The 26246-nt window shown below is 47.0% G+C and carries 24 protein-coding genes and 2 tRNA genes; 10 read left to right on the top strand and 16 right to left on the bottom strand.

Annotation, left to right across the window (positions count from 1 at the left end; all coding sequences use genetic code 11):
- Positions 1 to 17: 17 nt before the first annotated feature.
- The 5 genes from HMPREF2626_RS09120 to HMPREF2626_RS09100 all read right to left on the bottom strand — a co-directional run bounded on the left by HMPREF2626_RS09120 (position 18) and on the right by HMPREF2626_RS09100 (position 4221).
- Positions 18 to 380 carry an ArsC/Spx/MgsR family protein gene (locus tag HMPREF2626_RS09120; protein ID WP_070620376.1) on the bottom strand — a complete coding sequence of 121 codons (363 nt, stop codon included), beginning with the start codon at positions 378 to 380 and terminating at the stop codon, positions 18 to 20.
- Complete coding sequence (locus HMPREF2626_RS09115; protein WP_246818950.1) at positions 343 to 1647, bottom strand: FtsW/RodA/SpoVE family cell cycle protein; 1305 nt, start codon at positions 1645 to 1647, stop codon at positions 343 to 345. Before HMPREF2626_RS09115 ends, HMPREF2626_RS09120 begins: the two co-directional genes overlap by 38 nt.
- Positions 1647 to 2633: a YihY/virulence factor BrkB family protein gene (locus HMPREF2626_RS09110; protein WP_070620432.1), complete on the bottom strand. Its 987-nt coding sequence runs from the start codon at positions 2631 to 2633 to the stop codon at positions 1647 to 1649. Before HMPREF2626_RS09110 ends, HMPREF2626_RS09115 begins: the two co-directional genes overlap by 1 nt.
- A gap of 91 nt (positions 2634 to 2724) precedes the next feature.
- On the bottom strand, positions 2725 to 3294 hold the full coding sequence (locus tag HMPREF2626_RS09105; protein WP_070620373.1) for a hypothetical protein: 570 nt from the start codon (positions 3292 to 3294) through the stop codon (positions 2725 to 2727).
- Positions 3295 to 3405: 111 nt separating this feature from the next.
- A complete protein-coding gene (locus HMPREF2626_RS09100) occupies positions 3406 to 4221 on the bottom strand; it encodes a MetQ/NlpA family ABC transporter substrate-binding protein (protein ID WP_141744621.1) in 816 nt (271 codons plus the stop codon).
- A gap of 252 nt (positions 4222 to 4473) precedes the next feature.
- Between HMPREF2626_RS09100 and HMPREF2626_RS09095 the strand changes: the two genes are divergently transcribed.
- Positions 4474 to 5658: an oxidoreductase gene (locus tag HMPREF2626_RS09095; RefSeq protein ID WP_070620367.1), complete on the top strand. Its 1185-nt coding sequence runs from the start codon at positions 4474 to 4476 to the stop codon at positions 5656 to 5658.
- Between the two features lie 191 nt (positions 5659 to 5849).
- Here the strand turns inward: HMPREF2626_RS09095 and HMPREF2626_RS09090 are convergent.
- From HMPREF2626_RS09090 to HMPREF2626_RS09080, 4 genes are all read right to left on the bottom strand, one after another.
- Positions 5850 to 5923: transfer RNA gene (locus HMPREF2626_RS09090), tRNA-Arg, on the bottom strand.
- A 140-nt stretch (positions 5924 to 6063) separates the two neighbouring features.
- Positions 6064 to 6160, bottom strand: a tRNA-Sec gene (locus tag HMPREF2626_RS10165).
- Between the two features lie 63 nt (positions 6161 to 6223).
- On the bottom strand, positions 6224 to 7426 hold the full coding sequence (locus HMPREF2626_RS09085) for a beta-ketoacyl-[acyl-carrier-protein] synthase family protein (RefSeq protein ID WP_070620365.1): 1203 nt from the start codon (positions 7424 to 7426) through the stop codon (positions 6224 to 6226).
- A 69-nt stretch (positions 7427 to 7495) separates the two neighbouring features.
- Positions 7496 to 8371, bottom strand: coding sequence for a DegV family protein (locus HMPREF2626_RS09080; RefSeq protein WP_070620362.1), 876 nt, complete (start codon positions 8369 to 8371; stop codon positions 7496 to 7498).
- 151 nt (positions 8372 to 8522) lie between these two features.
- Between HMPREF2626_RS09080 and HMPREF2626_RS09075 the strand changes: the two genes are divergently transcribed.
- Positions 8523 to 9128 (top strand): SGNH/GDSL hydrolase family protein, encoded by a 606-nt coding sequence (locus HMPREF2626_RS09075; protein WP_070620359.1) that lies wholly within the window; start codon positions 8523 to 8525, stop codon positions 9126 to 9128.
- A gap of 323 nt (positions 9129 to 9451) precedes the next feature.
- On the opposite strand, the gene rpoD is transcribed toward HMPREF2626_RS09075, so the two are convergent.
- The 5 genes from rpoD to tig form a co-directional block, all read right to left on the bottom strand.
- Entirely contained in the window at positions 9452 to 10696 is a 1245-nt protein-coding gene (gene rpoD / locus HMPREF2626_RS09070; RefSeq protein WP_083294425.1) for an RNA polymerase sigma factor RpoD, read from the bottom strand.
- A 3-nt stretch (positions 10697 to 10699) separates the two neighbouring features.
- Positions 10700 to 12574, bottom strand: coding sequence for a DNA primase (gene dnaG, locus HMPREF2626_RS09065; RefSeq protein ID WP_070620356.1), 1875 nt, complete (start codon positions 12572 to 12574; stop codon positions 10700 to 10702).
- Positions 12575 to 12650: 76 nt separating this feature from the next.
- Positions 12651 to 13250, bottom strand: coding sequence for a ribosome biogenesis GTP-binding protein YihA/YsxC (gene yihA / locus HMPREF2626_RS09060; protein ID WP_070620353.1), 600 nt, complete (start codon positions 13248 to 13250; stop codon positions 12651 to 12653).
- Between the two features lie 72 nt (positions 13251 to 13322).
- Positions 13323 to 14591 carry an ATP-dependent Clp protease ATP-binding subunit ClpX gene (gene clpX / locus HMPREF2626_RS09055; protein ID WP_070620350.1) on the bottom strand — a complete coding sequence of 423 codons (1269 nt, stop codon included), beginning with the start codon at positions 14589 to 14591 and terminating at the stop codon, positions 13323 to 13325.
- A gap of 99 nt (positions 14592 to 14690) precedes the next feature.
- The gene (tig, locus tag HMPREF2626_RS09050) at positions 14691 to 15971 is read right to left on the bottom strand and encodes a trigger factor (RefSeq protein WP_070620347.1); all 1281 of its coding nucleotides are present in this window, start codon (positions 15969 to 15971) and stop codon (positions 14691 to 14693) included.
- Between the two features lie 326 nt (positions 15972 to 16297).
- On the opposite strand from tig, the gene recU reads away from it, so the two are divergent.
- Positions 16298 to 16921 (top strand): Holliday junction resolvase RecU, encoded by a 624-nt coding sequence (recU, locus tag HMPREF2626_RS09045; RefSeq protein ID WP_070620343.1) that lies wholly within the window; start codon positions 16298 to 16300, stop codon positions 16919 to 16921.
- 35 nt (positions 16922 to 16956) lie between these two features.
- Positions 16957 to 19389: a PBP1A family penicillin-binding protein gene (locus tag HMPREF2626_RS09040; RefSeq protein WP_070620341.1), complete on the top strand. Its 2433-nt coding sequence runs from the start codon at positions 16957 to 16959 to the stop codon at positions 19387 to 19389.
- 78 nt (positions 19390 to 19467) lie between these two features.
- On the opposite strand, the gene HMPREF2626_RS09035 is transcribed toward HMPREF2626_RS09040, so the two are convergent.
- Positions 19468 to 20976 (bottom strand): DUF1846 domain-containing protein, encoded by a 1509-nt coding sequence (locus HMPREF2626_RS09035; protein WP_070620338.1) that lies wholly within the window; start codon positions 20974 to 20976, stop codon positions 19468 to 19470.
- Between the two features lie 189 nt (positions 20977 to 21165).
- On the opposite strand from HMPREF2626_RS09035, the gene HMPREF2626_RS09030 reads away from it, so the two are divergent.
- On the top strand, positions 21166 to 22077 hold the full coding sequence (locus HMPREF2626_RS09030; protein WP_070620335.1) for an alpha/beta hydrolase: 912 nt from the start codon (positions 21166 to 21168) through the stop codon (positions 22075 to 22077).
- Positions 22078 to 22267: 190 nt separating this feature from the next.
- On the top strand, positions 22268 to 22702 hold the full coding sequence (locus HMPREF2626_RS09025; RefSeq protein WP_070620332.1) for a CopY/TcrY family copper transport repressor: 435 nt from the start codon (positions 22268 to 22270) through the stop codon (positions 22700 to 22702).
- On the opposite strand, the gene HMPREF2626_RS09020 is transcribed toward HMPREF2626_RS09025, so the two are convergent.
- Complete coding sequence (locus HMPREF2626_RS09020) at positions 22699 to 23373, bottom strand: uracil-DNA glycosylase (protein WP_070620329.1); 675 nt, start codon at positions 23371 to 23373, stop codon at positions 22699 to 22701. The genes HMPREF2626_RS09025 and HMPREF2626_RS09020 overlap by 4 nt on opposite strands.
- Before the next feature lie 107 nt (positions 23374 to 23480).
- Between HMPREF2626_RS09020 and HMPREF2626_RS09015 the strand changes: the two genes are divergently transcribed.
- The 4 genes from HMPREF2626_RS09015 (at position 23481) to HMPREF2626_RS09000 (ending at position 25964) form a co-directional block, all read left to right on the top strand.
- Complete coding sequence (locus HMPREF2626_RS09015) at positions 23481 to 24359, top strand: Cof-type HAD-IIB family hydrolase (protein WP_070620326.1); 879 nt, start codon at positions 23481 to 23483, stop codon at positions 24357 to 24359.
- A gap of 68 nt (positions 24360 to 24427) precedes the next feature.
- Positions 24428 to 24910: a low molecular weight protein-tyrosine-phosphatase gene (locus HMPREF2626_RS09010; protein ID WP_070620323.1), complete on the top strand. Its 483-nt coding sequence runs from the start codon at positions 24428 to 24430 to the stop codon at positions 24908 to 24910.
- Positions 24910 to 25452: a TIGR01440 family protein gene (locus HMPREF2626_RS09005; protein WP_070620320.1), complete on the top strand. Its 543-nt coding sequence runs from the start codon at positions 24910 to 24912 to the stop codon at positions 25450 to 25452. The genes HMPREF2626_RS09010 and HMPREF2626_RS09005 overlap by 1 nt, the downstream gene beginning before the upstream one ends.
- Before the next feature lie 47 nt (positions 25453 to 25499).
- Positions 25500 to 25964, top strand: coding sequence for a Dps family protein (locus HMPREF2626_RS09000; RefSeq protein WP_070620317.1), 465 nt, complete (start codon positions 25500 to 25502; stop codon positions 25962 to 25964).
- Positions 25965 to 26246 lie beyond the last annotated feature (282 nt).

Genomic DNA, 26246 nt, shown 5'->3' with positions numbered 1-26246 from the left:
TGGTTCTATCATTTTATTTACTGGTCCAACCATTGAGCGAGAGCTTGCTCGCGGCTACCCGCTGAAACATGGTCCCCGTCAGTTAAGAAGGGGCGCTTGATTAACATCCCATCTTTGGCCAGGGTCATCACGATATCTTCCTTAGACATATCAGGAATCTTATCTTTAAGCCCCGACTGGCGGTAGGCTTGGCCCGAGCTGTTAAAGAGTTTTTTGACATCGGGCCAGACTTGGTCGACCGCCGCTCGGATGAGTTCGGCTTGGGGTGGCGTCTGGCGGATATCGATCCAATTAATATCGTAGCCAGCTGCTTCTAATTGCTTGCTGACTTTTTGGCAGGTGCTACACTTCTTCAGTCCGTATAAATCTAAAACGTTCAAGATTAGCCTCCTTTGTTAATTTGCGTGCCAGCCGAATAACAAGATTCTGCTGGTGGTCTTTCTCTGTTTGACGTTCATTGTAGCGAATCGAGGCAACTAGGCCCACACACATCATATTGGTAATCAGGGCCGATCCCCCCTGGGATATGAAGGGTAAGGGAATCCCCGTCAGCGGTAAGAGCCCTATCGTCATCCCGATATTTTCGATAATGTGGAAGGCGAAGAGGGTGACAATCCCTGCTACCATGGCCACATAAAAGCTATCATTGGTCTTAAAGGCAGCGGAGATCATGCAATAGATCAAGATAAAGTAGAGCAGGATTAAGAGTGAACTACCAATAAAGCCAAAGTTCTCAGCAATAGAAGAAAAGATCATATCAGATTCTCGTACCGGTACATAGACTTCAAAATTACCTAGGCCCTTACCGAACATCTTCCCTGATCCCACAGCCTTGATCGACTGACTGAGCTGGTAGGATTCAGATGCCGTATTCTCAAAGGGCGCGAGCCAGGAATCAATCCGGGAGAATTGGTAATCCTGGAAGCCTAAATTCAAGAGCAGGTCCCTATCGTAAACCACTAAAAAGAGTAAGATCAAGAAGAGAAGCGTAATCACCAGGAAAGTTGGCAAGATAATGTGCCAAGAAATCCCGGATACAAAAATAATTCCAACTAAAATCATCATAAAGACGAGCATGGTCCCGAAGTCATTCTGCAAGACCACTAAGAGCATAGGCGGCAGGGACCAAGCAAAGAGTTTTAAAAGAAAGCGCCAGTCTAAGCCTACCTGGTCCCGGACTGCCATCTCATCATAGCCGATCCGGTTACAATCCCGGGTGTAATCATCCACCAAGCGTCCCATCATTATAATGTAGAAGAGTTTCATCAATTCGGAAGGCTGGAAGGTCAATCCCCCAATTGAAAACCAAGATCTGGCCCCACTCGCCTGGGCCAGCCCGCGGTCATAGAAGATCAAGACCAAGATAAGGAGGAAGAGGCCAAAGAAATAAGCCAGGGGCGCTAAACGGAAGAGGGTCTTCCGGTCCAATTGCATCATCAGGTAAACCAAGACCAAACCGACCAAGAACCAAGCCCCATGCATCAGGGTCGGTAGGAGGGAGGCCTCCTCATACTGGAGGTAGGTCGTCGAAAAGACCGTAATCATAGAATAAAGCATGAGGGCCAAAAGAGTTAAAAGCAAAGGAAAATCATAGCGGGTCTGGGTTAGATTTTTGACTCGCTGGTACTTGCTTCGTTTCATATCCATTATTCATCACCAACTTCACTAAAATAATTATCTTCGAAACGAATCGGCGCGTCCATTCGTTTGAGGTTGCCATATGCGATCTCTTTCTCTTCGGCCGCCTCCCAAGTGCTTGACCGGCGATTAATATAGGCTGGCTGCTCTCTTAAATAATCGGAGAGGTGGTCAAAGCGGTAGTAGAGAACATTGATCAGAGCCCCTGATACAATCGATATACAGAAGAGGTAGATATAGATCATCAAAACCACAAAAACGCCAATGGTCGAGGAGGTCAAGGATTGGCCGACAAAATAATCCACATAATAGCTAAATAAAGTACTGATCAAATACATCATCAAAGTCGATACCGAGGCCCCAATCAACGAATACTTAATATGCCAGCCGGGCATAGGGACCACTTGGTAGAGGTAGCTATTGAATAAGAAGAGGGCCAGCACCAACCAGAGATCCTGGACCGAGAGCAAGCCACTAATGATCTGGACTAATTGCTCAGGTAGGCTGATATGGGCCTCCAGGAGTTGGAAGAAAGCTTCGCCAAACATATAGAGGAGGCTAAAGACAGCCACCACTAAGACCAAGGCAAAAGCCAGAAAGAAGGAAATCAGTCGGGTAAAGATCATATTATTTTTGTGGTCGATCCCATAGACCCGTTTAAGCACCCGCTGCAAACTCGTAAAACCTGTCGATCCCGACCAAATAATGGCAATCGATGACAGAGAAATTACACCCATATTTACATTGCCCAGGTATTGCTTGAGGACCGGAATAATAAAAGGCACCACCTGGTCAGGCAAGAAATCCGTAATCAGTTGGATCACCTGACCAGTATCCATGGGAATAATCGGAATCACATTTGCTAGTAAGATGAGCAAAGGGATTAAGGCGAGTAAGGTATAGTAGGACATTTCTGCAGCACTTCCTCCTACATAAGCATCTTGTACGCTGCGTTGAATGACTGACAAATACTTCTGCTGGAACTTTGCAAACATCAGCTTGCCTCCCTTTTCATTAATCATATAAAAAATCCTGCACCTATCGAAGAAGTGCAGGACTCCGTGTGCAAGTTATATTTTAACACACTTATGGGGTAACATCATTCCAAGTGTTATTTAAAATATCTTGTTGCAATAACTGGCCTGTATCAGGTTGGTAACGGTAGATAGTCACCAGGTTAGACTGCTGCATATTCTCAGGAGCCTGCCGGCGAACTTCCACTTGGAAAGTCCCATCCTCTAAGAGGCTAGGCATGAAGTAATAGTCTTCATTGTTATAGATATTCCCTGAGGCTTGATGGATCAGGCTTGAGACCTTGGGCAGGAGGTCCTTGGACGAATCCAAGTTTGATTCTGTATTCGAAGCTAGGCCTTGGTCCTGGCTAGTCGCTGCCGCCTTGTCCTTAGCACTGGCCACTTGCGGCTTATCTCCTGCTGAGCTCTGATCTGCGCGCTCTCCCCCCTCTTCAACACTGGTCGCTGATTCTTCTTGGTCAGCCGCCTGCTTATTGGAGGTTTGCTGACTGGCCTGGACTGTTTGCGAGGAGGTCTTGGCCTGGTCACCAGAGAAGGTCAGTGACTGGTCGGAGCGTCCACAAGCAAATAAGAAGAAAGTCAGACTGAAGAGGCCTAAGCTAGTCACAAATTTTTTCCACATCTGATTTTACCGTCCCATCTAATTTTTTTCTGCCTATATTTTAGCACAAAACTCCGCTTTAAAAAGCCTTTTCAGAGCTTTCTTAAGCGAAGTTTAATAGATTAGCTGGGGCTATTGTTCCTTGTCCCAGACCGGAATACTAGACCCATTAGTCATCTCGTCGATGATCTTGGCTACCTCATCTGTTTGATAATATTTCACAATGGTTTGGTAGATGTCCTTATCCTTCTCATCTTGACGGGCTGCAATCACATTGTAATAGGGCTTGGAAGACTCCGCTACAGGTTCTAAGTAGATACTGTCTTGGGTTGGCACGAAGCCCGCATCCGAGGCCATATCGTTATTGATTAGCGCAATGTCTGCATCACCCAGTGAGCGAGCTGTTTGATTGGCTGCCATAGATTTAAAGTTTAGATTTTTTGGGTTTTCGGTAATATCACTAATAGAAGGGAGCAGCCTCTCGTCCGGATCCAACTTAATTAAACCCGCTGTCTGCAAGAGCAAGAGGGCCCGACTTTCATTGGACACATCATTTGGCAGGGCAACAACTGCCCCATCTCGCAAGTCATCAAGGGAATCAATCTTTTCTGAGAAGACACCCATGGGATTGAGGGTCGTATAAGCAATCGTGGTATTGCTGTAGCCCCCTTCTTTATTGACCTCTTCCATAAAAATTTCCGTCAAGGCCGCGTGCAGGTCAATCGAGCCATCTTCTAAGGCTACAATAGGGCCCCGATAATCGGTAAATTTCACCAATTCTAAATCGATATTTTCCTTGTCCTTCAGTTCCTTTTGGATATATTCCCATTGGTCGTTCTTATCGCCCACTACCCCTAACTTAACATGGGTTGTTTCCTTAGAAGAACTCCCGCATGCCGTTAGAAATAAGGTGAAGACCGCCACCAATAAAAACAATTTCTTTTGCATCATCTGCCACTCCTTGTTATTTTATTCATCCTGACCATGCTAAAAGAGGCAGGATAAGCTCTTATCATTATATAAAGATTCTTAAGGAATAGCAAAGATCTATCTATAGGATTTATTGATAGATGATGGAAGCTTCATCCGATCAGTCTCTGCAATAGTTAGCAGGGATAGCTATTATTATTTATTTCTATCCTCAAAAACTTTAATTAATGGTAGACTAGTCCTTGCAAGCCAAATGAAAGGATGATCAGCTTGACTAAAAAACTTACTGATACCGTCAAATTCCGCCACGGTGCTGAAATTAAAGGACGGATTGTCCAACCCCCTATGCTCACTAATAGTGGCCTCAGCCAGGGCTTCGTTAGCCAAGACACCCTCGACTACTACCAAGCTCGCTCAGAATCCGCTAGCCTTGTCATCGTCGAATATTGCTATGTCATCAAAGACGGTGGACCTTCCCACACCTGGGCCGCCAACAAAGAACAGCTCGGCATCCAAACTGATGCTCACATTGAAGGTTTAAGCCAAATCGCCAAAGCTTTGAAGGCCAAGGGCAACAAGGCCATGGTCCAAATTAACCACTCTGGCCGGGAGTCCAACTTCCCTGCCCGCCATGGCGGACGTGCTCTCGCCCCTAGCGCTATCGACTTCTCCTTCTTAGATTACCCCGTAGAAGAAATTACTGAAGAAGAAATCTACCAAGTCATCGAGGCCTTTGGAGACGCCACACGCCGGGCCATCCAAGCTGGCTTCGACGGCGTAGAAATCCACGGGGCCAACCACTACCTCCACCAGCAATTCTTCTCCAAGTGGTCCAACCAGCGGACAGACCAATGGGGTGGCTCTTATGAGAATCGAACGCGCTTTATCCGTGCGGTCAATGACAAGGTCTTCGAGGTCGTTCGTCAGGAAGCTCCTAAAGACTTCATTGTTGGCTACCGGATCAGTCCAGAAGAAATCCACGGTGATAATGTAGGCTACACCTATGAAGATTCTACCCGCCTCGTCGCAGACCTAGGCAAAGCTTATGACTTCGACTATATCCACGTCTCTCACCTGGACTATAAGCACAAGCCTGAAGGTCAAGACCTGACCTATGCCCAGCTCTACCGCCAAGTCCTTCCCGAAGAAGTCAAGTTGATTGTCGTTGGCGGTATTACTAATGAAGAAAAAGCGGCTGATGCCCTCAACTATGCTGACCTAGCGGCTGTCGGACGCGGCACCCTGATCGACCCTCAATTTGGCAAGAAAATTATGGAAGGCCGCGGTCAGGATATCGTAACGAAAATTTCACCCGAACAAGTGAAAATCTCTAAACTACCACCCGCCCTGGTCACCCTCTTCTCCGATCCCCAAATGCCCCTGCAATTGGCCGGCCGGGAATCGATCTTTTCCCTCCACGGTCAAGATAGTGACTACTACCGGGAAGGTTATTAAAAAATGCAAGAGAGCTAGTCAACAATCTAGGAATAGCTAAGATTAAGAAAGAGTAGACAAATTTACTAAATACAGGATCCCTTAAATCTTGTGTACAATTTTGCTTACTTTTCATAATAATCAGCAAAATAAAAGCAAAAAGAAAAAGCAGCAATTCCGGCCTAAAGCCTACAATTGCTGCTTTTATAGTACCTCGAGAGCGAGATTCGAACTCGCGACCTACGGTTTAGAAGACCGGTGCTCTATCCAGCTGAGCTACCCCGAGAACTCACAAGATATATTGTACCGCGTCCTAGGGATAGCTGTCAAGTGACATCCTAGCCAAGTCTCCGGTACGGTCCTGTAAAAAGAAAACCAGCTTAGAAAAGACGCATCAGCGTTGGACTAAGCTGGGTTAATAGTCTTTGGCGGGAACGTGTGAGAATCGAACTCACCCAAGAAGCTTCTAACTCCTTATACTGGTTTTGAAGACCAGAGGGAACACCAGAACCCATCCGCTCCCAGGACAAATTCTATTATAGCATTTATTTTCAAAAGAAGCAAAAGATTCTTCCCTTTTTTAAGCTTAATTTCTCTTAAAGCAGAGGACCGCATTGTGGCCCCCAAAGCCAGCACTATTACTTAAAGCATAGCGCAAGTTAGCAGGCCGTCCCTGCTTAGGCACATAGTCGAGGTCTAGTCCTTGGTCTGGATTTTCCAAGCCTAGGGTAGGAGGTAGGAAGCGGTCAGATAAGGCGCACAAGGTAAAAATCGCCTCGATGGCACCCGCTGCCCCCAACAAATGACCGGTAAAGGACTTAGTAGAGGAAACGGCCAGTTCTTGGGCATGGTTCCCAAATACTTGCTTAATCGCTTCACTTTCACTCGCGTCATTGGCTGGGGTTGAGGTCCCATGGGCGTTAATATAATCAATCGCTGTGGGATCGATTTGTGCCTCAGCTAAAGCTTGGGCCATGGCCTGGCCGAGTCCTTGGGCATGAGGAGCGGGAGCCGTCAAGTGATAGGCATCACTGGTCGCCCCATAGCCCACAATTTCACCATAGATAGGAGCTTGGCGGGTTTGGGCTGATTCTAAGGATTCTAAGAGCAGGAAAGCCGCCCCTTCCCCCATCACAAAGCCGTCCCGGTCCCGGTCAAAGGGTATCGATGCCCGATTAGGATCTGATCGATGGCTAAGAGCCGTTAAATTATCAAAGAAAGTCAGACCAGCAGGGTTCAAGCAGGCCTCACTTCCTCCTGCCATCGCTAAGTCTAAGTGGCCATTTTTGATGGCGCGGAAGGCTTCACCGACCGCTGAATTCGAGGAGGCAAAGGCCGTTGCAATAGCTAGGGCTGGCCCCCTAAAGGACAGGTCTTGGGCTAATTTCATAGCGGTCTGTCCAGCCAGATTCTGAAGAAAGACTTGGCTTTTGCTTTGACCTTTGAGGGCCCCTTCAATGGCAGTCAAGCCACCGAGTCCATTGCCCAAGTAACAACCGGCCCGGTAAGGATCAAAGTCTTCCACCTGCAAGCCACTCATCTGGTAGCAGGCCTTAGCCGCAGCCCGGGCCAAAATCGCATAGGCTTCCTCGCCACTGGTTGATGCATAGAGACTGCGATCTGGAAGGGGGGCACAGACCTTGACACCTAAATCTGGGCAAGTCATACCAGCTGCTTCCAGTGTCTTCAGCCCATGCTGTCCCGCTCGTACCCGCTGCCAATTCTCTTCCACGCTCTCTCCTAAGGGGCTGATGGCAGCCATGCCTGTTACTACAACACCTTGCGTCATATGTCACCTCTCCTCATTTATTCATTCAACAAAAAAGGCCCGGCTCATAACGACCAAGCCTCAAGCCTTTTATAAGTCATCTAAAGATAATTTATCGGTATCAATGCTCCACATCAAAGCAAAAGCATTGGGGCCGCTGTGGACACCGACCGTGGGGCCAATAATGCCCTCATCTAAACGCATGTCGGGGAATTTCTCTTGAACGATAGCCTTGAGTGACTGGTAAGGTTCAAAGTCCTTGCGTCCTGAAATCGTCGCACGCAGGGGCAAGCCCTTAGCTGCATCCTCTTCTAAGCTCTCAACAACCCGCTGGATAGCCTTCTTCAGACTCCGGGTACGAGCAGATAGTTCCAAACGATCCTGGCCGACCTTGACAATCGGTTTAATCTTGAGGAAGTTCACTAGGGCTGTCGCCGCTGAGCCCAAACGTCCCCCCTTGAGCACATAACGTACATCGTCTAAGATCACATAGAGCTTACTATAAGGGGGCAATTTATCGAGATTAGCGATAATTTCTTCAACTGACCGGCCTTGGTCGCGCTCCTTAACGGCTGCTTCAATATAATAGCCCTGAGCTTGAAGTCCGATTTGAGAGTTAAAAGGATAAACCTCCAAATCTTCCTCTTGGGCAGCTGCCATCTTCAGAGTTTCAAAAGTTCCTGACGCACGAGGAGTCACCATAATAGCGAGCACCTGGTCATACCCCTTGGCTTGGATCTCATCAAAGGCTTCCATAAAAGCGCCGGGACTCGGTTGGGATGACTTCGGAAATTCCCCGCTAGCTTCCACCTTCGCATAGAAGCTTTTATCATCAATATCTACCATATCGCGGTAAGTCCCATCCGAAAACGTTACAGACAGTGGAACCACAAAAATATCATGTTCTTCTTTAAAAGCCGGATCCAGGTAGGCTAAACTATCGCAGAGAATTGCGATCTTTGACATGTACTTTCTCCCCTTTCTCATCGGAAACTGTCATTCCTTTTAATTTTAACATACGTTTTTTATAAATACAATTTTTTATTCCGCTCAAAATAAATACTAAAATTGCCAAGCGAGCATTTTAGGGTAAAATAAAGCTATGGAGGTGCATCATATGCATAAGATTCTATTTATCGGTGACAGTCAAGTGGCTGGGGGCCGCAACCAAGCCAAAAGCTCAAAAGACCTCGGTTCAGGCTTTGTCGCCCAACTTGACCAAGTCTGGCAAAGCCAACAGCTCCCCCTTCAGGCCATTAACAAAGCCTACAAGGGGGCCCAGATCAAAGATGTATGGACTGACCTCAGTCGAAATTTAGAGCAAATTGGAAGTGTCGATGGACTAGTCCTGGGGGCTGGTATTAATGACGTTTATTTCCACCGGCAATTAAATCAGGCCGGCTGGCAGGCTTATCTCGAAAATTGGCCGGAGATTTTTTACCGCTTATGTGACCACTTAACCAAGCACTTTAATCCCCAATTTATGCTCTGTTTAGATGTGAGCGCCGGCTTCGAGGACCCCCGCTTACAAGAACGTCTACGCGACTTTCGACAAGTTTCTAGACAAAATGTCCAGGCCCAAGCTGAACTGGTAAGCTTTGCTGAAGTCTTTGAACAAGCTCCCCACACTTACTTTGTGAGCGACCACATCCACTTCAGCCCTGCTGGCCACACCTACATCAGCCAGGCCCTCAACCCCCGCATCCAAGACCTTATCCGCTAAAAAGAGAGGTCGGCCAAGGCCAGACCTCTCTTATAATAGTAGCTATCTATTTTTTAATATTAATTGCTAGGCATCAAATCATCTATACCATTTATTTTTGAGCAGGACTGAAGCGTTGAAGTTGGGCCTTAGCCGTACGGACCGTTGGAGTCTCGCTAGCTGAGGGACCTTGGCCCGAACCGGTACCATGCTTTAGCCGTTGGAGCAAAGCGACTTACGGATAAAGTACAAGACGGCTTCAGCCGTTGTTGATCCTCTAAACGTTCAAGGGCAAAATTTAAAAGCGAAACGGATGCTCACAAATATAATTAACAAAGAAATCTTTATTCTTCCATGAAGTCTTTCAATTGCTTAGAACGGGAAGGATGGCGCAACTTCCGCAGAGCCTTAGCTTCGATCTGACGGATCCGTTCCCGGGTCACACCGAACTGCTTACCAACTTGCTCTAAAGTTTTGGATTGACCATCTTCTAGACCGAAGCGTAAACGAAGGACATTTTCTTCCCGGTCGGTTAGGGTATCTAAAACTTCATTGAGCTGTTCTTTCAGCATTTCTTGGGAAGTAAATTCCTCTGGGCTCATCGCTTCATTATCTTCGATGAAGTCGCCCAAGTGGGAGTCATCTTCTTCCCCAATTGGAGTTTCAAGCGAAACAGTCTCTTGAGAAATCTTCATGATATTGCGGACTTTTTCCGTTGGCAGGTCCATTTCGGCACCAATTTCCTCTGGCGTGGGTTCGCGCCCCAAGTCTTGGAGGAGTTGCCGTTGGATACGGACCAGTTTGTTAATGGTTTCTACCATGTGGACAGGGATCCGGATGGTCCGGGCCTGGTCAGCGATGGACCGGGTAATGGCTTGACGGATCCACCAAGTCGCGTAAGTTGAGAACTTGAAGCCCTTGGTATAGTCAAACTTTTCAACGGCCTTCATCAATCCCATATTTCCTTCTTGGATCAAGTCAAGGAAAGACATGCCCCGGCCTACATAGCGCTTGGCAATAGAGACCACCAAACGCAAGTTGGCTTCGGCCAGTTCTTGCTTGGCAATCGGATCTCCTTCTTCAATCCGTTTGGCCAAGGCCACTTCTTCATCAGCTGTTAGAAGGGAAACACGACCTATTTCCTTGAGGTACATGCGGACAGGGTCATTCATCTTGACATTAGCTGGAATACTGGTTTCGTCCTCTTCTTCCTTATCCTTAGCTTTTTTGTCCTTAGCGTTCTTGCTGTCCGCTTTCTTATTGGTCTTCTTATCCTTATCAACAATTTCGTCGATGGTCTCGTCATCAATTTCTTCTTCTTTGATCTCGTCTGATTTTTCAGCGGTCCGCTGGAGTTGGCGGTTAGTCGGGCCACCGTCGTTATCCACTACGGCTACCCCGGCTTCTTCGAATTGTTCAATCAGATCATCGATTTGCTTGTCATCTAGGCCGTAGGGTTGGGCAATGGTGTCGCTTAATTCATCATAGCGAATGGAACCAAAGATGCGTTTTTCATTAATTAAAGCCTTGCTTGCTTGCTTTAAACTCGGTTTTTTATCGTCTGCTTTAGCCAAATAAATCTCCCCCATTTACTATCTTTTCATCTGTCTCAATATTTGAATCCGTCTAAGGTTTAAGTCGCCAATCCGCGCTTGGTCATTGGTCAGTTTAGCCTGCTCCATTTCATCTTTGAGCGCTGCTAACTGGGACTTCAAGTCCGTCTTAGTCGTGATATTAAAGACCAAGTCCTCAATTTCCATATCTGTCACTTCTTCTGGTGTATCCAAACAATAAATATCTACCAGTAAAGCCTGGTCTGCCTGGTCTAATAAGCGGTTGTAGAAGGCCTGAGGGGAATAATTCTCTCCCTGGTCCTGGCGGTAGGCTTCCAACAAAGTGAACAGCGTCTGCATTTTAACCGACTGGAACTGAAAATCTGGATACTTTACCTTGAGCATGACCCAGGCATCCTCTTGCTTCAATAAACGATTGAATAAGTGCATTTCATTAATCTCTAAGGGACTATAAGCCTCTTGGGCCGGCTGGCGAGACAGGCTTTGCCAAGAAGTATCTGCCCCTTCTCTAAGAGGTGAATTGTCCGGCCGAGAAGCTCCTTGCTGAGGCAGGTCACGATGAACTTGGAGAAGTTGCTCTTTGAGACTATCTACAGCTAGCTGGGTCTCTTGGCTGAGCTCCTTGAGGTAGAGCTCCTGCTCCACGGCTGTATCCAGGCGGGCAATCCGTTGAATAATGGCTTCAATATATTGAAGTTTACCCGAGTCAGTCGCCAAATCATAGTGCATGCGGTAGTAATACCGGTAGAAATGCATAATGGACAGGCGCTGGTTGACAATAAAGTGCCCAAACTGTTCACTGCCATAGTGTTCGATATATTCATCCGGGTCCATTTGATCGGGAAAGACACAAACTTGAACTTTGACATCCGATGCTTCTTCAGCAAAGTGGTCAAGCGCACGGTAGGCCGCTTCAATCCCGGGTTTATCCCCATCATAGGCCAGTAAGACCTCTTTCGTCTGCCGGCGGATCACTTGGATATGGGCGGACGTCAAGCTGGTCCCCATTGAGGCCAGGCCATTCTTGATTCCTGCTTCACTAGCCTTAATCACATCCATGAAACCTTCAAAAAGAATGACTTCCTTGACCCTCCGAATTTCTGGCCGAGCCAGGTCCAGGTTAAAGAGAAAGCGGCTCTTTTGGAAGAGAGCTGTTTCCGGACTGTTCAGGTACTTGGCCTGCTTACTTGTTTCTCCCGAATCATCAGGCAAGATCCGTCCAGAAAAAGCCAGGGTCTCCCCTTCTGGACCGCGGAGGGGAAAGATGAGTCGACCGGCAAAACGGTCGCGAATTTCTTGGTCATAGTCGCTCCGGATAAAGATTCCTGAAGCGATTAGGGCCTCATCCGAAAATTCCTTGGTCCGCAAATGCTGGTAAGAAAGCTGACCATCCTTAGGGGCAAGGCCAATCTGATAGCGGTCAATGGTTTCTCGGCTAAAACCTCGGCCCTTTAAATAGGCCATGGCCTCCTGCCCATACTGGGTTACCGTCAAAAGATAATGGTAGAAATCCTTAGCCGCTTCATGTATGGCAATTAAGTTCTCTTCATCAGCAGACCATCGCCTTCGCTGACGGTTAGTGGTACTTTCAAAGTCAAAGTCGACACTGGCGTGGCCCTTCTGCGCAACCAAAGCCACCGCTTCCTGGAAAGAACAGCCTTCAATATCCATCATAAAAGAAAAGACATTGCCACCCCGACCACAGGAAAAGCACTTGAAAAATTGCTGGTCTGCTTCAACAGAAAAAGATGGCGTCCGTTCATCATGGAAAGGACACTTTCCAAAGTAGTTCTTCCCGCGTTTCTGCAAGTCCACATATTCCCCGACAATATCCAGGATGTCAACTTGTTCTCTGATGGATTGGACCACTTCATTTGGTATTACTTTTGCCACTGGGTCACCCTCTTAATGACATAGGATTGTGCATTGTATAGTATACTTCAAGTTCTAGCCAATTGCAAGAAAAGGCTTAGTCCTCATAGGCTCCTGCAATGACATCTTCGATAATCTCCCAGGCTTCATCCTTGGCCTCTGCAGTCTTCGAAGAAAAAGGTAAGATCTGGTCTTCCGTTACCAGGTCTAGGCTCTCTTTGATCTGAGCCAGGTGCTTATTCCACTGGGACCGTTTGACCTTATCAGATTTAGTAGCGATCACAAAATAAGGAATCTCATAGGCTTCGAAGAATTCCTTCATTTGGATATCCTCCTTACTTGGTGCATGGCGGAAGTCCACCAAAAGGAGGGCTAACACTAAATTGGTCCGGGTCCTGAAGTAACGCTCAAGCATCTCCTGCCACTTTTTCTTTTCGCTCTTGCTCACCCGGGCAAAGCCATAGCCCGGCACATCGACAAAATAGAGACTATCTTCAACGTCATAATAGTTTAATTGTTGGGTCTTTCCTGGTTTACTTGAGGTCCGTGCAATATTTTTCCGCCGGACCATGGTGTTGATAAAGGAACTCTTGCCTACATTTGACCGGCCAGCTAGGGCGATCTCTGGGCGATCGGCTTCCGGGTATTGTTCGGGGCGCACCGCACTAATTAAGAATTCCACTTGGTGAACTTGCATTGTCCTACCCTCCTATCAATAAAAACGAAAGGGGCTGGGACTTTTCCCAACCTCTTGCGTTACTATCCTTGCTTAGCCTTCAATAGCCTTGCCCTCAGCATCATAAATCTCAGTCTGGGCCTCTTGGTTGATCACATCTTCTGTGACGATAACCTTGGCTGCCCGATCATGACTAGGGATATCATACATAATATCAATCATGCTCTCTTCAATAATAGCGCGCAAGCCTCGAGCACCGGTCTTACGTTCAATGGCCTTCTTAGCAATGGCTTGGAGGGCTTCATCAGTGAATTCCAATTCCACATCATCCAAGGCCAGCAATTGTTTGTATTGCTTGATTAAAGCATTCTTTGGTTCGGAAAGAATTCGCACCAGGTCGTCCTCAGTCAATTTATCGAGCACAGTAATAATTGGCAAACGGCCAATAAACTCTGGGATTAAACCGTAGGACTGGAGGTCTTGTGGAATAATATGGTTAAGGATCTGTTTCTTCTCTTCAGGACTTTCCTTTTCCGCTGTTTGACCAAAGCCAATCACCCGTTCACCCAAACGTTCTTTAACAATATTTTCAATTCCGTCGAAGGCGCCGCCAACGATAAATAAGATATTAGTCGTATCTAATTCAATAAACTCTTGTTGGGGGTGCTTACGGCCGCCTTGTGGGGGAACATTAGCGGTAGTCCCTTCCAAGATCTTCAGCAAGGCTTGTTGGACCCCTTCTCCACTGACATCCCGGGTAATAGAGACATTCTCAGATTTACGGGCGATTTTATCGATTTCATCCACATAAATGATCCCGTACTGGGCCCGTTCAGGGTCATTATCGGCAGCTTGAAGGAGTTTAAGCAAGATGTTCTCTACGTCTTCCCCAACATAACCCGCTTCCGTCAGCGAGGTTGCGTCGGCAATAGCAAAAGGCACCTTCAGCAAGCGGGCTAGGGTTTGGGCAAGGTAAGTCTTCCCAGAACCAGTTGGCCCGATCAGGCAGATATTAGACTTTTGCAGTTCGACCCCTTCAATTTCTTTGTCCTTATCTGTTTGAAGGTTACTATTGACCCGCTTATAGTGGTTATAAACGGCAACAGATAAGGCTTTTTTAGCATCCTCTTGGCCAATCACATATTGGTCCAAGACTTCATGGATTTCCGCTGGTTTAGGTGGGTCTACCATGACCAGCTCATCCGAGATTTCCATTTGCGCTTCGTCATCAATTATTTCTTGGCACAGGCTGACACATTCATTACAAATATAGACATCCGGCCCAGCAATAATCTTGTTCACTTGGTCTTGGGACTTGCCGCAAAATGAGCAGTGTACTTGACCCGTATCATCATTAAACATTTATTGCCTCTCTCCCTTCTTACACATCAACTAATTTTGTCAAAAAAAGAGGTTGAAGTCAACTGTTCCAACTCCAACCTCTCTTTCTCAATAAAAAGCTTATTCTTCAATCGCAGAATCTGTGATCAAGCTCATGGCTTTCTTAAGGGCAATGTCACGTTTCAGCATATCTGAAGTAACAACTTGACGAACTTGTTCTTCAGGCATGTTGTAGGTTTCTGCTAAGGACTTGATTTCTTCTTCAACATCTTCGTCGCTAGCTTCGATATTTTCATCAGCAACGATTTGTTCAAGGATTAAGTTTGTCTTCACGCGTAACTCAGCATCTTCAGCAAATTGTTGACGGAGGTCTTCTTCTGAAGTGCCAGTTAATTGATAATACAAGTCAGGGCTGATGCCTTGGCGTTGCATTTCATTTAAGTAGTGTTCTAACTGATGGTTCACTTCTTCGTCAACCATAGCTTGTGGTAGGTCTTCGATTTCAGCATTGTCAACCGCTTGGCGGATAGCTTCTTCATCACGGGCATCGTCAGCTTGGCGAACTTTAGCTTCTTCGATTTCTTTCTTGTAGAGGTCTTTGAGTTCATCTAAGCTGTCAACTTCTTCGTTAACATCCTTAGCGAATTCATCATCAAGTTCTGGAACTTCTTTAGTTTTCACTTCATGAACTTTCACTTTGAAGGTTGCTTCTTGACCAGCTAAGTCTTCGGCATGGTACTCTTCAGGGAAGGTTACCTTCACATCTTTTTCGTCGCCTTCTTCAGCTCCAACTAATTGGTCTTCAAAGCCAGAGATAAAGCTATTAGAACCGAGCTCTAAGGAGTAGTTCTCATCCTTACCACCTTCAAAGGCTTCGCCATCTTTAAAGCCTTCAAAGTCGATCACTACGGTATCGCCTTCTTCGGCAGGGCCTTCTTTAAGGCTGAGTTCAGCCAAGTTATTTTGAGCAGCTTCGAGGCGTTGGTTAACTTCCTCTTCGCTGACTTCACGGTCTTGTTTAGCAACTTTAAGGTCTTTGTAGTCGCCTAATTTAACAGCTGGTTTAGTAGCAACTTCAGCCTTGAATTCCCAGTCTTGACCTTTTTCAATCTTTTCGATATCGAATTGAGGTTGGCCGACAATATCCAAACCAGATTCTTCAACGGCTTGAGCATAGGCTTGAGGGAGAACCAGGTTAATGGCATCTTCGTACAAAGCAGCTTCCCCAAACATCTTAACAAAGACTTGGTAGTTCACTTTCCCTTTACGGAAGCCAGGTACGCTCACATCTTTTTTTACACGTTTGTAAGCTTGTTTCAAAGCCTTTTGGGCATCTTCTTGGGCTACGGTAAAGTGTAGAACGCCTTCATTAGTACTTGTCTGTTCAAAATTTACTGTCATGTATTAATTCCCCTAACTCTTCAAAATTTCATTTTTAGATTAATCGATTGATAGCTTTTAATCAAGCAAATTGCCTCTATAGGCATATCATCGTTCACATTTTGACATATTACACTAAAAAGCTTAAAATGTCTAGTTTAAACCAAATAAAGTTCTTGGTCTTGGTCAGCCGACATGCCAAGTCATGGCTGGACAAACTTGTAAGGCCCTATGTATTAAGAAGCTTGCAAGCGTGTTATAATTGTGTTAATTTTTGTGCAATTTATTCCTTTTATCCGGTAAAATTGCTATACTTATAGGGATAGATTGGAGGAGTAGACGATCTGATGCATTACCCAAATGGTAAAAACTTTGAAGGAAAACGGGATCAGGCCAAGTCCCGACCCGGCCCTAAGACTAAAAAGGTCCAATTCGGCCAGCGGGGGATGCGGCTTGAGAACATGCTAAACCAATCCAACCAGTGGTACCTCAACCGCGGCCTTGCAGTGATCCATAAAAAACCGACCCCTATCCAGGTGGTTAAAGTGGACTATCCCAAGCGGGCCCGGGCCAAGATTACAGAGGCCTATTACCGGCAGGCATCAACCACCGACTACAATGGCATCTATAAGGGTTGGTATGTAGACTTCGAAGCCAAGCAGTCTGACCGCATGCAGAGCTTCCCGCTCAATAATATCAAGGACCACCAAGTCAAGCATATGACTGCCTGCAGCCAGGCAGGCGGCTTGAGCTTTGTAATCTTTTGGTTCTCTAAGCGCCAGGAAGCCTACCTGTATCCTATCGAAGCCTTGCTTGAAGACTGGCGGGCCTATCAGGATAGTGAACGGTCTTCCATCCCCTTCCAGCGGATTGAAGACTATGCCTATCCCATCGCCCTAAAATACCAACCTTACTTAGATTATCTCCCCTTGATAGACCAATATATTGCAGACTATGGCAAAAGTCACTAGTCACTGATTCATATTTATAGGAAGAAGGTTTTAATATGTCTGAAAAAGACCGCCGCCACCAGCGCTACAATAAGAAGCGACAACCGCGCCAGGCCTTATCAAATCAGTCACTTTGGAAAAAAATCATCCTTGCTATCGTCGGTTTCTTTGCCGTCATAGCCCTCCTCTTGGGCCTAGTCTTCGCCTACTGGGCCTTCAGCGCGCCCGAACTGACTGAAGACGAATTGCGGGGCTCCATGGCCTCCATTGTTTACGACAACCAAGGGCAGGAGATCTATGAAACCAGTCAGAATGAACGGCGGATTGTCAAAGAAGATGAAATTTCTCAGTTAACCTTTGATGCCGTCACTTCGATCGAAGACCAGCGCTTCATGAAGCACAACGGGATCGACCCCAAACGGATTATCGGCTCCCTGATTGCTAATATCAGAGCAGGGGGAATATCCCAAGGGGGGTCTACCCTGACCCAGCAATTGGTCAAGCTGTCTGCCTTTTCAACTAAGTCCGAAGACCAGACCTATAAGCGTAAGGTCCAGGAGATGATGCTCGCCCTCCAGCTCGAACGAAATTATACCAAAAAAGAAATTTTCGAATTCTATATTAATAAGGTTTACATGGCTAATGGAGTCTATGGCATGGGGACGGCAGCTGAGGTATACTATGGAACTAGCTTAAATAATCTTGGCTTGCCGCAGACCGCCCTCCTAGCTGGGATGGTGCAAGCGCCGAATAATTACAACCCCTATACGAATCCTGAGGCAGCTAAGGAGCGGCGCGACTTAGTACTCTCCGAAATGCTGGAAAATGGCAAGATCAGCCAAGCAGACTATGAAGCTGCGGTCAATACACCAATCGATGCTGGACTCCAGCCCTTAGAAGAAAACCGTGAAAAAGAGAATTCCGTCAACCAAGTGGTGGATTCCTATATCCAACAAGTGGCTGAAGACGTCAAGGCCGCTGGTTACGACATGTGGTCAGACGGCTTGAAGATCTATACCCACTTGGATATGAATACCCAAAACTATATTACCGAACTCTTGAACGATCCCAACGGCGCTTATTTCCAAGATTCTGAGGTCCAAGCTGCCGCTTCAATTGTCGATACCAAGACAGGACATATTATTGCCCTCTTCGGCGGCCGTAACCAGACTGAAGCCTTGAGCTTAAACCGGGCCACCCAGTTAAACCGGAGCGTCGGTTCTTCTATTAAGCCTCTGAGTGACTACGGTCCTGCCATCGAACACTTAAATATCAGCCCTGCGACAGGAGTTAAGGATGAGCCTTACCGCTATAGCAGCGGCGACCCGATCAATAACTGGGACCGCCAACACCAAGGCCTCATCACCATGCGCCAAGCCTTAGCCGAATCTAGGAATATTCCGGCCCTCAAGGTCTTCCAAGCAGTAGGTGCTGAAAAAGTGAATGACTTCCTCAATAACTTAGACATCAACCTCAATAATGGTGAAGGCGTCTATGAATCCAATTCGATTGGCGGGGAAATCACACCCTTGAAATTATCAGCCGCCTTTGCAGCCGTGGGGAACTATGGGGAATACAATGAACCTAAGGCTGTGGATTATTTCGTTACCCTTAACAATGAAAAAGTTGAAGTCTCAGGCGAAAGTCGCCAAGCCATGCGGGAATCCACCGCCTATATCCTGACCGACATGATGAAATCGGTTTTCACCGAAGGCCTATCTGCCCCCTACCATAATGGCGGCATCATTGAAGCCGGTAAGTCAGGTACGACAAATTATACGGACGATCAAATTGCCCGCTTCAGTATTCCATCCGGAGCCGCACCAGACCGCTGGATGTCCGGTTTCACCACTAATTATTCAATCTCCATTTGGATGGGGTATGATAATCCAAACTCACCTAATGGTTACATCACAGAAAGCGCCGGTCATGCGGTGGACTATCTCTACCGGCAGATGATGGACTACGTTTCTAACGGTGCCCACAATGAGGACTGGCAGAAACCCGATACTGTCCACGAAGCCAACCTAGTCGCCTTATCCAACCCGGTCCGGCTCGCCACAGCTTCGACACCTTACAGTCAAACCACCCGCGACTTGATCAATGAAAACCTCTACGAAGAATTCAAAAACTCTGCTTCAAGTCCTGGAAACTTGGACCCTAACGGCAGCTACTATAGCCACTCTACCCGCCGTTACAACCGGGCACCAAGCTATGAATCCACTTACCAATCTGGCTACGACGACGAAGACTATGAAGACAGCTCTGGTCGGTCTAGCCGGTCTGTATCGGATAGCCAGGTTGATGGGCAAGAAGGTTATGAACGAGGACAGTCATCCTCCTATGAAAACCAAACACCTACGAGACCAAGTCAGCCAGGAGAAAGGCCAGCTGAAGCTTCAACTTCCGCACCAGCTAATCCATCCGGTGGAGGTACCGGTAATGCTGGAACCCCACCAATGTCTGGTGATCCTGCAACTGCATACTAAAAAAAATCTCGCTTCCCTCCTTTCCTGGAGTTGAAGCGAGATTTTAGTTTGCTTATTATCTTTTTGCCGACTTGTACCCTAATTAGCCAGTAAGTTATTAGCTGAATAAACAGGGTCATTGGTAATATCAATCCCCAAACGTTTGATGGTCTTTTCATTCTCCCGGCTGAGGATAAAAGTCGCGTGAGCCTGGCAGTTCGCCAAGGACTCTAATTGGTCATAAGCCGCCTTGGCAGTCGGATTGGTTACCGCACTCATGGACAAGGCGATCAAGAGTTCATTGGTCGTCAGGACAGGCACCCGGCTGTGGAGGGCCTCCCGCTTGAGGTCTTGGATGGTGTTGAGGATCATAGGAGCAATCAAATCGATCTCATCATTAATGCCGGCCAGGGCCTTGAGACTGTTAACAATTACAGCCGCCGAAGCATCCATAATCTCGCTAGTCCGGCCGGTAACGATCCGTCCATCTTCCAGAGCCAAAGCAACAACCCCTTGGATTTCATTCTTGCCGAAGCGTTCTTGGACTTCAACCTCATAGTCGCGAGCGGGTTGGACAACTGCCCGGTCCGTCGCATGGAGGTCACTTTCTTCCATAATAATTTGCATCCGGCGCCGGCAATCCTCGTCCAAGGTACCTTTGACAAAGTCGTTTTCAATAGCGAAGTAGCGGCGAATAATCTCTTGCTCCGCTGCCTTCTTGCAGAGCTCGTCATCAATAATCCCATCAGCAATACAGTTAACGCCCATGTCGGTTGGCGATTTATAAACAGATGGGGCTTCAGTAATGTTTTCAATAATGCGGCGGATGACTGGGAACATATTGATATCCCGGTTGTAATTAACAGCCACTTCGCCGTATGCTTCGTAGTGGTAGTTATCGATCATATTGACATCCTTCAGATCCACCGTAGCGGCCTCATAAGCAATATTGACTGGGTGCTTCAAGGGCAGGTTCCATACCGGGAAGGTTTCAAACTTGGCGTAAGAAGCATTCACTCCCCTAGTATGCTCATGGTAGAGCTGGTTCAAGCAAGTGGCGAGTTTGCCGCTTCCAGCCCCTGGAGCAGTAACCACCACAACAGGTTTACTGGTCTCAATATAAGCATTCTTGGCAAAGCCTTGGTCGCCAAAAATCGCTTCAATATCAGTCGGATAGCCTTTGATAGCTTCATGGGCATAGACCTTAATGCCGCGGTTTTCCAGGTTGGTCATAAAGGCTTTGGCATTGGGTTGGCCATTGTAGCGGGTCAGTAAGACACTGTTAACAGGGATCCCATAGCGCTGGTACTCCGCAATCAGACGTAAGACATCTTCATTATAGGGAATCCCATAGTCGCCTCGAATCTTATTATTTTCAATATCGCCAGCATAGATACAAATAATGATCTCAGCCTGGTCCTTGAGTGTCGCCAAGAGCTTCATCTTTGCGTCTTCATCGAAACCAGGAAGGACCCGCTTGGCATGCTTATCGCCGATCAATTTACCGCCAAATTCAATATAAAGTTTATCCTTGCCAGACACGCAATCCAGGATATGTTTGGACTGGTGGGCCAGGTATTTTTCTGTATCAAAACCAATTTTATTCATTTGCAACCCTCTTTATCTCTTAATTTTAACGGTCCATGGTCTGAGAATAATTCTCCTTCATACTACTTTAGCACCCTAAAGATGACTTGTAAATTAAATCATCGAACTTTAATCAAAATCTCTGGAAATGAGAGCAAGCTTAAGTTATCATGCAAGAAGAGTTAACTTATTTAGCAAAGGAGCCGCGCCGTGACCTACCAAGTCTACACCCACATCCCCTCAGCCTTAAAAGAACGTCCCTATGTCCCTGTCCATGCCTGGGAGGTTGACCAGCCCCGGGCCATCCTCCACGTGGTCCACGGCATGTCCGAACATGGCGGCCGCTATGAAAAATTGGCCCACTATTTTAACCAGCGGGGACTGACGGTTATCGCCCATGATCAATTAGGCCACGGCGCCCTCGCACGTAAAAACCATAACCTGGGCTATCTGGGAGCGCCCAAGCAAGCCAAGGACATTCTCGTTGCCGATACCTTAGCTGTCGTCCGGGACTTTAAAAAGGATAGCTTACCCTATATCCTGCTGGGCAATAGCATGGGGGCCTATGTCACCAGGCTCTTCCTTAAATCCTACAGCCAGGAAATTGACGCCTGCATCCTGTCCGCTAGTCACGCCCATGTCCCCTTCATCGGCGGCCTGCGCCGGGCCCTCCAAGTCCTCACCCTGCGAAGTAAGCGAGAGACCAATCTCAAACTCCACCAGCTCATCTTTGGGCAGGAGCCGGTCAAAGCCAAGAACTCCCCTGCCTACCAGGCCACTTGGCGGGCAGGCCAGACCCTCAAAGAAGAGCCTCTGATCGGCTTTGTCTTCACCAATGCTGGTTTCCAAGCCGTCCTCGACTTAGCCCAGCATGCCAGCCAACGAAATTGGGCCCAGGGAGTCCGCCCAAACCTGCCCATCCTCATCCTCAACGGGGGAGCAGATCCCCTGCATTTTAGAAAAAATGAGCAGGAGCGGCTCAAGGCTGAACTGGAAAGGCAAGGCCTCCGCCAGGTCAACACCAAACGCTTTGCTGGCCATGGCCACGAACTCTTCTTCTATAACCGGGAAGAGGAGGTCTTTGCCTACATCGGAGCATGGTTAGAGAAAGAAATTCTCTAAAATTCATATAATATTCACATTTAGGTCTTATACTGTAAGTGTACTAGCAAAAGATGTTGATAAAAAGATATTCCTTACTTCCTCTCCCAATTAAGTTAAGGAATGTTCGGTAGAACCAAAAAGGACTGCTTAAGCAGTCCTTTTTAAAACGTAAATCGTTTACAAACGTAGCCATAATGGAGATGATTAGATGTTATCAGGACAAGAAAAATCGGTTAGCCCAGCAGAATGGCAAATCATGCGGGTGGTCTGGGCGCAAAAGGAAACCAGCAGTCGCTATATTATTGATTGCCTGGCCGAAGCCATGGCTTGGAAGGATTCCACCATTAAGACCCTGATCCGGCGCTTAGTGGACAAGGGTTGGCTAGATAAGCAGAAACAAGGTCGGTCCTATATCTACCGAGCTCAGGTCAGCCAGGAAGAAGCCAGTCGTCTGGAACTCAAGACGATTTTTGACAACCTCTGCCAGTGCCAGGCCGGAGAGCTCATCGTCCAATGTATTGAAGACACCCCCCTCTCCCAAGACATGATTGACCATATTCAAGAAGCCTTGGATGAGAAGGCGCCGCAAGCTGTGACTTGTTCCTGCCTGCCAGGTCAATGCCAGTGCCAGGTCAAGCACTAGGGAGTTAATTGCCAGTTGATCGGTGCTTGACCGTCCGCTACAAGGATTTGATTGCACTTAGAGAAAGGTTTGGAACCAAAGAAGCCGCGGTGGGCCGACAAGGGACTGGGGTGGACCGAAGTCAAGACAGCGTGCTTAGTCTCATCGATCAAAGGACGCTTAGCTTTTGACGCATTTCCCCAGAGAATAAAGACGATCTTCTCCTGGCGCTGGTTAAGTTGGGCGATCGCATAGTCTGTTAGCTCTTCCCAACCATGGTTCTTGTGGGAGTTGGCCTGACCCTGGCGGACAGTTAAAACCGAGTTCAATAAGAGCACACCTTGGTCCGCCCATTCCGTCAAGTTCCCGTGCTGGACAGGCTGAAAACCCACATCGTCTGCTAATTCCTTGTAGATATTGCGCAAGGATGGCGGAATTGCTACCCCCTTTTGCACAGAAAAGGAAAGGCCATGGGCTTGCTTAGGACCATGGTAGGGATCTTGACCAAGGATAACCACCTTAACTTGGCTAAAGTCCGTCCGTTTGAAGGCTTCGTAGATGTGGAACATATCGGGGTAAACCACCTCTTCTTGGTATTCCTTTTTTAAAAATTCGCGTAGCTTTTGGTAAGTCGGGCCTTCAAAAACGGGGTCCAAAACCTCCTGCCACTGGTTCTCGATAATTTGATGCATGGAAAGCCTCCTTTTGCTTTTAACTAGCAGATTTCTAGTCTCTTCGGCCTTAAAATGGTAGAATAGACATAGACTTAAGATAAACTTATTATAGGAGGAAATTAGTGATGATTCAACTGATTGCTTCAGATATGGACGGGACCTTACTCAATGGTAATATGGAAATCCCCCAGGCAAATATTGATGCCATCATGCATACTTACAGCCTAGGAATCCCTTTCATTGTCTGTACCGGACGTAACTTTGAAGAAGCTAAGATTGTGCTCAATGAAGCAGGCATTCGCTGTCCAATTATCGGTCTCAATGGGGCAATCGCCTTTGACCGGGACGGGACGGTTGATTATGAAATCCCCTTGGCGGATAAAGAATCCCTGGCTATCCTTGACCGGGGACGTGAACTCGGCTACTACATGGAAGCCATGACTTCAAAGAATGTCTATTCTAGTTCCAGAACCCAACGTATCCAAGGCATTACCCGATTGATCCAGCAGATGAATGTTGGTATGAGCCAGGAGGAAGCGGAAACAAGAGCCACCCAATCAACTGAAGTTACTAATATCGACTACCGAGACGACCTCAGAGACCTGATCAATAAAGAAGGACAAAAGATCGTGAAGATTACCTTCACCCACCAAGACCCTGACCGCCACCTAGTCCCTCTCAAAAAAGAATTCCTACAAAAATTCGATGACATTTATGTCACCTCTTCCTTCAAGTATAATATTGAAATCAGCCAGACCCACGCCAATAAAGGGGCAGCCCTCAAACGTTACTGTCAAGAGCACGGCTACGACCTCGACCATGTCCTAGCCATTGGCGATAATTATAACGATATCCCCATGCTAGAAATTGCCGGCCACAGCTTTGCCATGGAAAATGCCGTAGACGCAGTTAAAGAAACCGCCAAGTACCAAGCTCGGTCTAATAATGCAGCTGGTCTTGCGGGAGCCATCCAAGAAATTCTTGACCGAGAAAAAGAAGGCTAGTCTCAAGCGCTGCAGCTTCTAACTGTGTTATACTAATAGTAATAAATGATTACAGTTGGAGGAAGCCCATGTTTAATTTCAACCGCATTCGTGTTCTCTTTGTCTGCCGGGCCAACATTTGCCGGTCTCCCATGGCTGAAGCTGTCCTTCGCCAAAAGGTCAAAGAAGAAAAATTAAGACGCAAAATTTCTGTCGATTCAGCAGCCATTGAAGATTGGCGGGTGGGAAATCCCCCCCATCCAGAAACCATTAAAATCCTGGAACAATTCCATATCGATCCTGGGAAAATGAAAAGCCGCCAACTGACCGCAAAGGATGGTAAGAAATTCGACTATATCATCTGCATGGACCAAGACGTTAAAGAAGATGCCCTAGAACGTATCCCCAGCCCCTACCATGACCGCGTTTACTTATTCAATGAATTCTTGGGAAGTGATGACGATGTTCTAGATCCAATTATAACTAAAGACTTTTTAACAACTTTTGATGACATTTACGAAGGTGTCAATCCCATTACAGAGACGATCGTAAAGGAAAGGAAGTTATCGTAATGGAATCTCTAGCAAAAGAATGTCGTGACCTGGTTGAAGAATTGATCCAGGAAGCCAATTTGAAAGCTGGTCAAATCGTTGTGGTTGGCTGCTCATCATCCGAAATCATTGGGGAGCGGATTGGTAGCCAGTCCTCGCCTGAGATTGGTCAGGAAGTCTTCCAGACAATTCACGAAACACTCAAAGCCCATGGTATTTACCTAGCGGCCCAATGCTGTGAGCACTTGAACCGCGCCCTAATCTTGGAGCGGGAAGCCCTTCCCCAAGCTATTGAGGTCAATGTGGTTCCCCAACCCAAGGCCGGCGGATCTTTTGCGACCGCGGCCTACAAGGGTTTTGAAGATCCCATTGCTATTGAAGCCATCCAAGCCGACGCCGGTATTGATATCGGCAACACTTTGATTGGTATGCACATCCTGCCAGTCTGCGTCCCGCTCCGTCTCCAACACCACCGGATTGGTGAAGCTTGGGTCAACACCTGCCGGAGACGGCCTAAGTCTATTGGCGGGGAAAGAGCCCACTACAACAAAGATTTAAAATAGCTTATTTTCTCTAATGGGTTTATAATAGAGTCAAGGAGGAATTTGACATGACATTTGAAAAATCAAAAAAGAATCTCAACCAATTAGTTGCAGACTTAAGCCAAATGAAGTTGATCCTACATAAGACACACTGGTACATGCGTGGGGCTAATTTCCTTTTCCTCCACCCTCTCCTCGATGAGTGGATGGATGACATTGATGGACAATTAGATGAAGTGTCTGAACGTCTCATCACTATCGGTGGTTCACCCTATGCGACCATGGAAGAATATATCGAACACAGCAAATTGACCAATGAAAAAGGCAACTGGGAACAATCCACCCAGGAACGTTTCGCTGAACTCCTCGATAATTACCGTTATCTAGTTGGCTTCTACCGTGAAGCTGTCATTGAAGCGGATGAAGAAGGCGACGGCGTGACCAATGACCTCTTGCAAGGCCACCAAAACGCTCTTGAAAAACGTATCTGGATGTTAGCCGCTGAACTAGGCCAAGCCCCTGATATCTATTAAATTTAAATAGCCAAACAAAGGGACCCCTAAGGCAATCAACGCCTTAAGGGTCCCTTTTACTGGATTAGAATAAAAATTTAACCAAGGTCATGAGGCTGGGACAAAAGGTCCAGCCTCTTTTTTTGAATAGTGAACATTTTTCAAAAACCTGCTCCAAAAGTCAGGCCTGACATCCACTTCACGAACTATGAGAAATCGTTAGTAAACGTTTTCTCATAGTTCGCGGACAGTTGCTATAGCTGTTCGAGGCGCAGCGAGTTACAGATATAGTATGCGTTAGCT

The organism is Aerococcus sp. HMSC062A02 (assembly GCF_001809535.1).
GTDB lineage: Bacteria > Bacillota > Bacilli > Lactobacillales > Aerococcaceae > Aerococcus.
Note: the sequence above shows the minus strand (reverse complement) of the source record. Positions and strands in the feature narration are given on the sequence as shown.

Coding starts and splice junctions, on each gene's coding strand:
- HMPREF2626_RS09115 (WP_246818950.1), bottom strand. CDS start 1,647: ATGGATATGAAACGAAGCAAGTACCAGCGAGTCAAAAATCTAACCCAG.
- HMPREF2626_RS09110 (WP_070620432.1), bottom strand. CDS start 2,633: ATGTTTGCAAAGTTCCAGCAGAAGTATTTGTCAGTCATTCAACGCAGC.
- HMPREF2626_RS09105 (WP_070620373.1), bottom strand. CDS start 3,294: ATGTGGAAAAAATTTGTGACTAGCTTAGGCCTCTTCAGTCTGACTTTC.
- HMPREF2626_RS09100 (WP_141744621.1), bottom strand. CDS start 4,221: ATGCAAAAGAAATTGTTTTTATTGGTGGCGGTCTTCACCTTATTTCTA.
- HMPREF2626_RS09085 (WP_070620365.1), bottom strand. CDS start 7,426: ATGACGCAAGGTGTTGTAGTAACAGGCATGGCTGCCATCAGCCCCTTA.
- HMPREF2626_RS09080 (WP_070620362.1), bottom strand. CDS start 8,371: ATGTCAAAGATCGCAATTCTCTGCGATAGTTTAGCCTACCTGGATCCG.
- HMPREF2626_RS09075 (WP_070620359.1), top strand. CDS start 8,523: ATGCATAAGATTCTATTTATCGGTGACAGTCAAGTGGCTGGGGGCCGC.
- rpoD (WP_083294425.1), bottom strand. CDS start 10,696: ATGGGGGAGATTTATTTGGCTAAAGCAGACGATAAAAAACCGAGTTTA.
- yihA (WP_070620353.1), bottom strand. CDS start 13,250: ATGCAAGTTCACCAAGTGGAATTCTTAATTAGTGCGGTGCGCCCCGAA.
- clpX (WP_070620350.1), bottom strand. CDS start 14,591: ATGTTTAATGATGATACGGGTCAAGTACACTGCTCATTTTGCGGCAAG.
- tig (WP_070620347.1), bottom strand. CDS start 15,971: ATGACAGTAAATTTTGAACAGACAAGTACTAATGAAGGCGTTCTACAC.
- recU (WP_070620343.1), top strand. CDS start 16,298: ATGCATTACCCAAATGGTAAAAACTTTGAAGGAAAACGGGATCAGGCC.
- HMPREF2626_RS09040 (WP_070620341.1), top strand. CDS start 16,957: ATGTCTGAAAAAGACCGCCGCCACCAGCGCTACAATAAGAAGCGACAA.
- HMPREF2626_RS09035 (WP_070620338.1), bottom strand. CDS start 20,976: ATGAATAAAATTGGTTTTGATACAGAAAAATACCTGGCCCACCAGTCC.
- HMPREF2626_RS09025 (WP_070620332.1), top strand. CDS start 22,268: ATGTTATCAGGACAAGAAAAATCGGTTAGCCCAGCAGAATGGCAAATC.
- HMPREF2626_RS09020 (WP_070620329.1), bottom strand. CDS start 23,373: ATGCATCAAATTATCGAGAACCAGTGGCAGGAGGTTTTGGACCCCGTT.
- HMPREF2626_RS09015 (WP_070620326.1), top strand. CDS start 23,481: ATGATTCAACTGATTGCTTCAGATATGGACGGGACCTTACTCAATGGT.
- HMPREF2626_RS09010 (WP_070620323.1), top strand. CDS start 24,428: ATGTTTAATTTCAACCGCATTCGTGTTCTCTTTGTCTGCCGGGCCAAC.
- HMPREF2626_RS09005 (WP_070620320.1), top strand. CDS start 24,910: ATGGAATCTCTAGCAAAAGAATGTCGTGACCTGGTTGAAGAATTGATC.
- HMPREF2626_RS09000 (WP_070620317.1), top strand. CDS start 25,500: ATGACATTTGAAAAATCAAAAAAGAATCTCAACCAATTAGTTGCAGAC.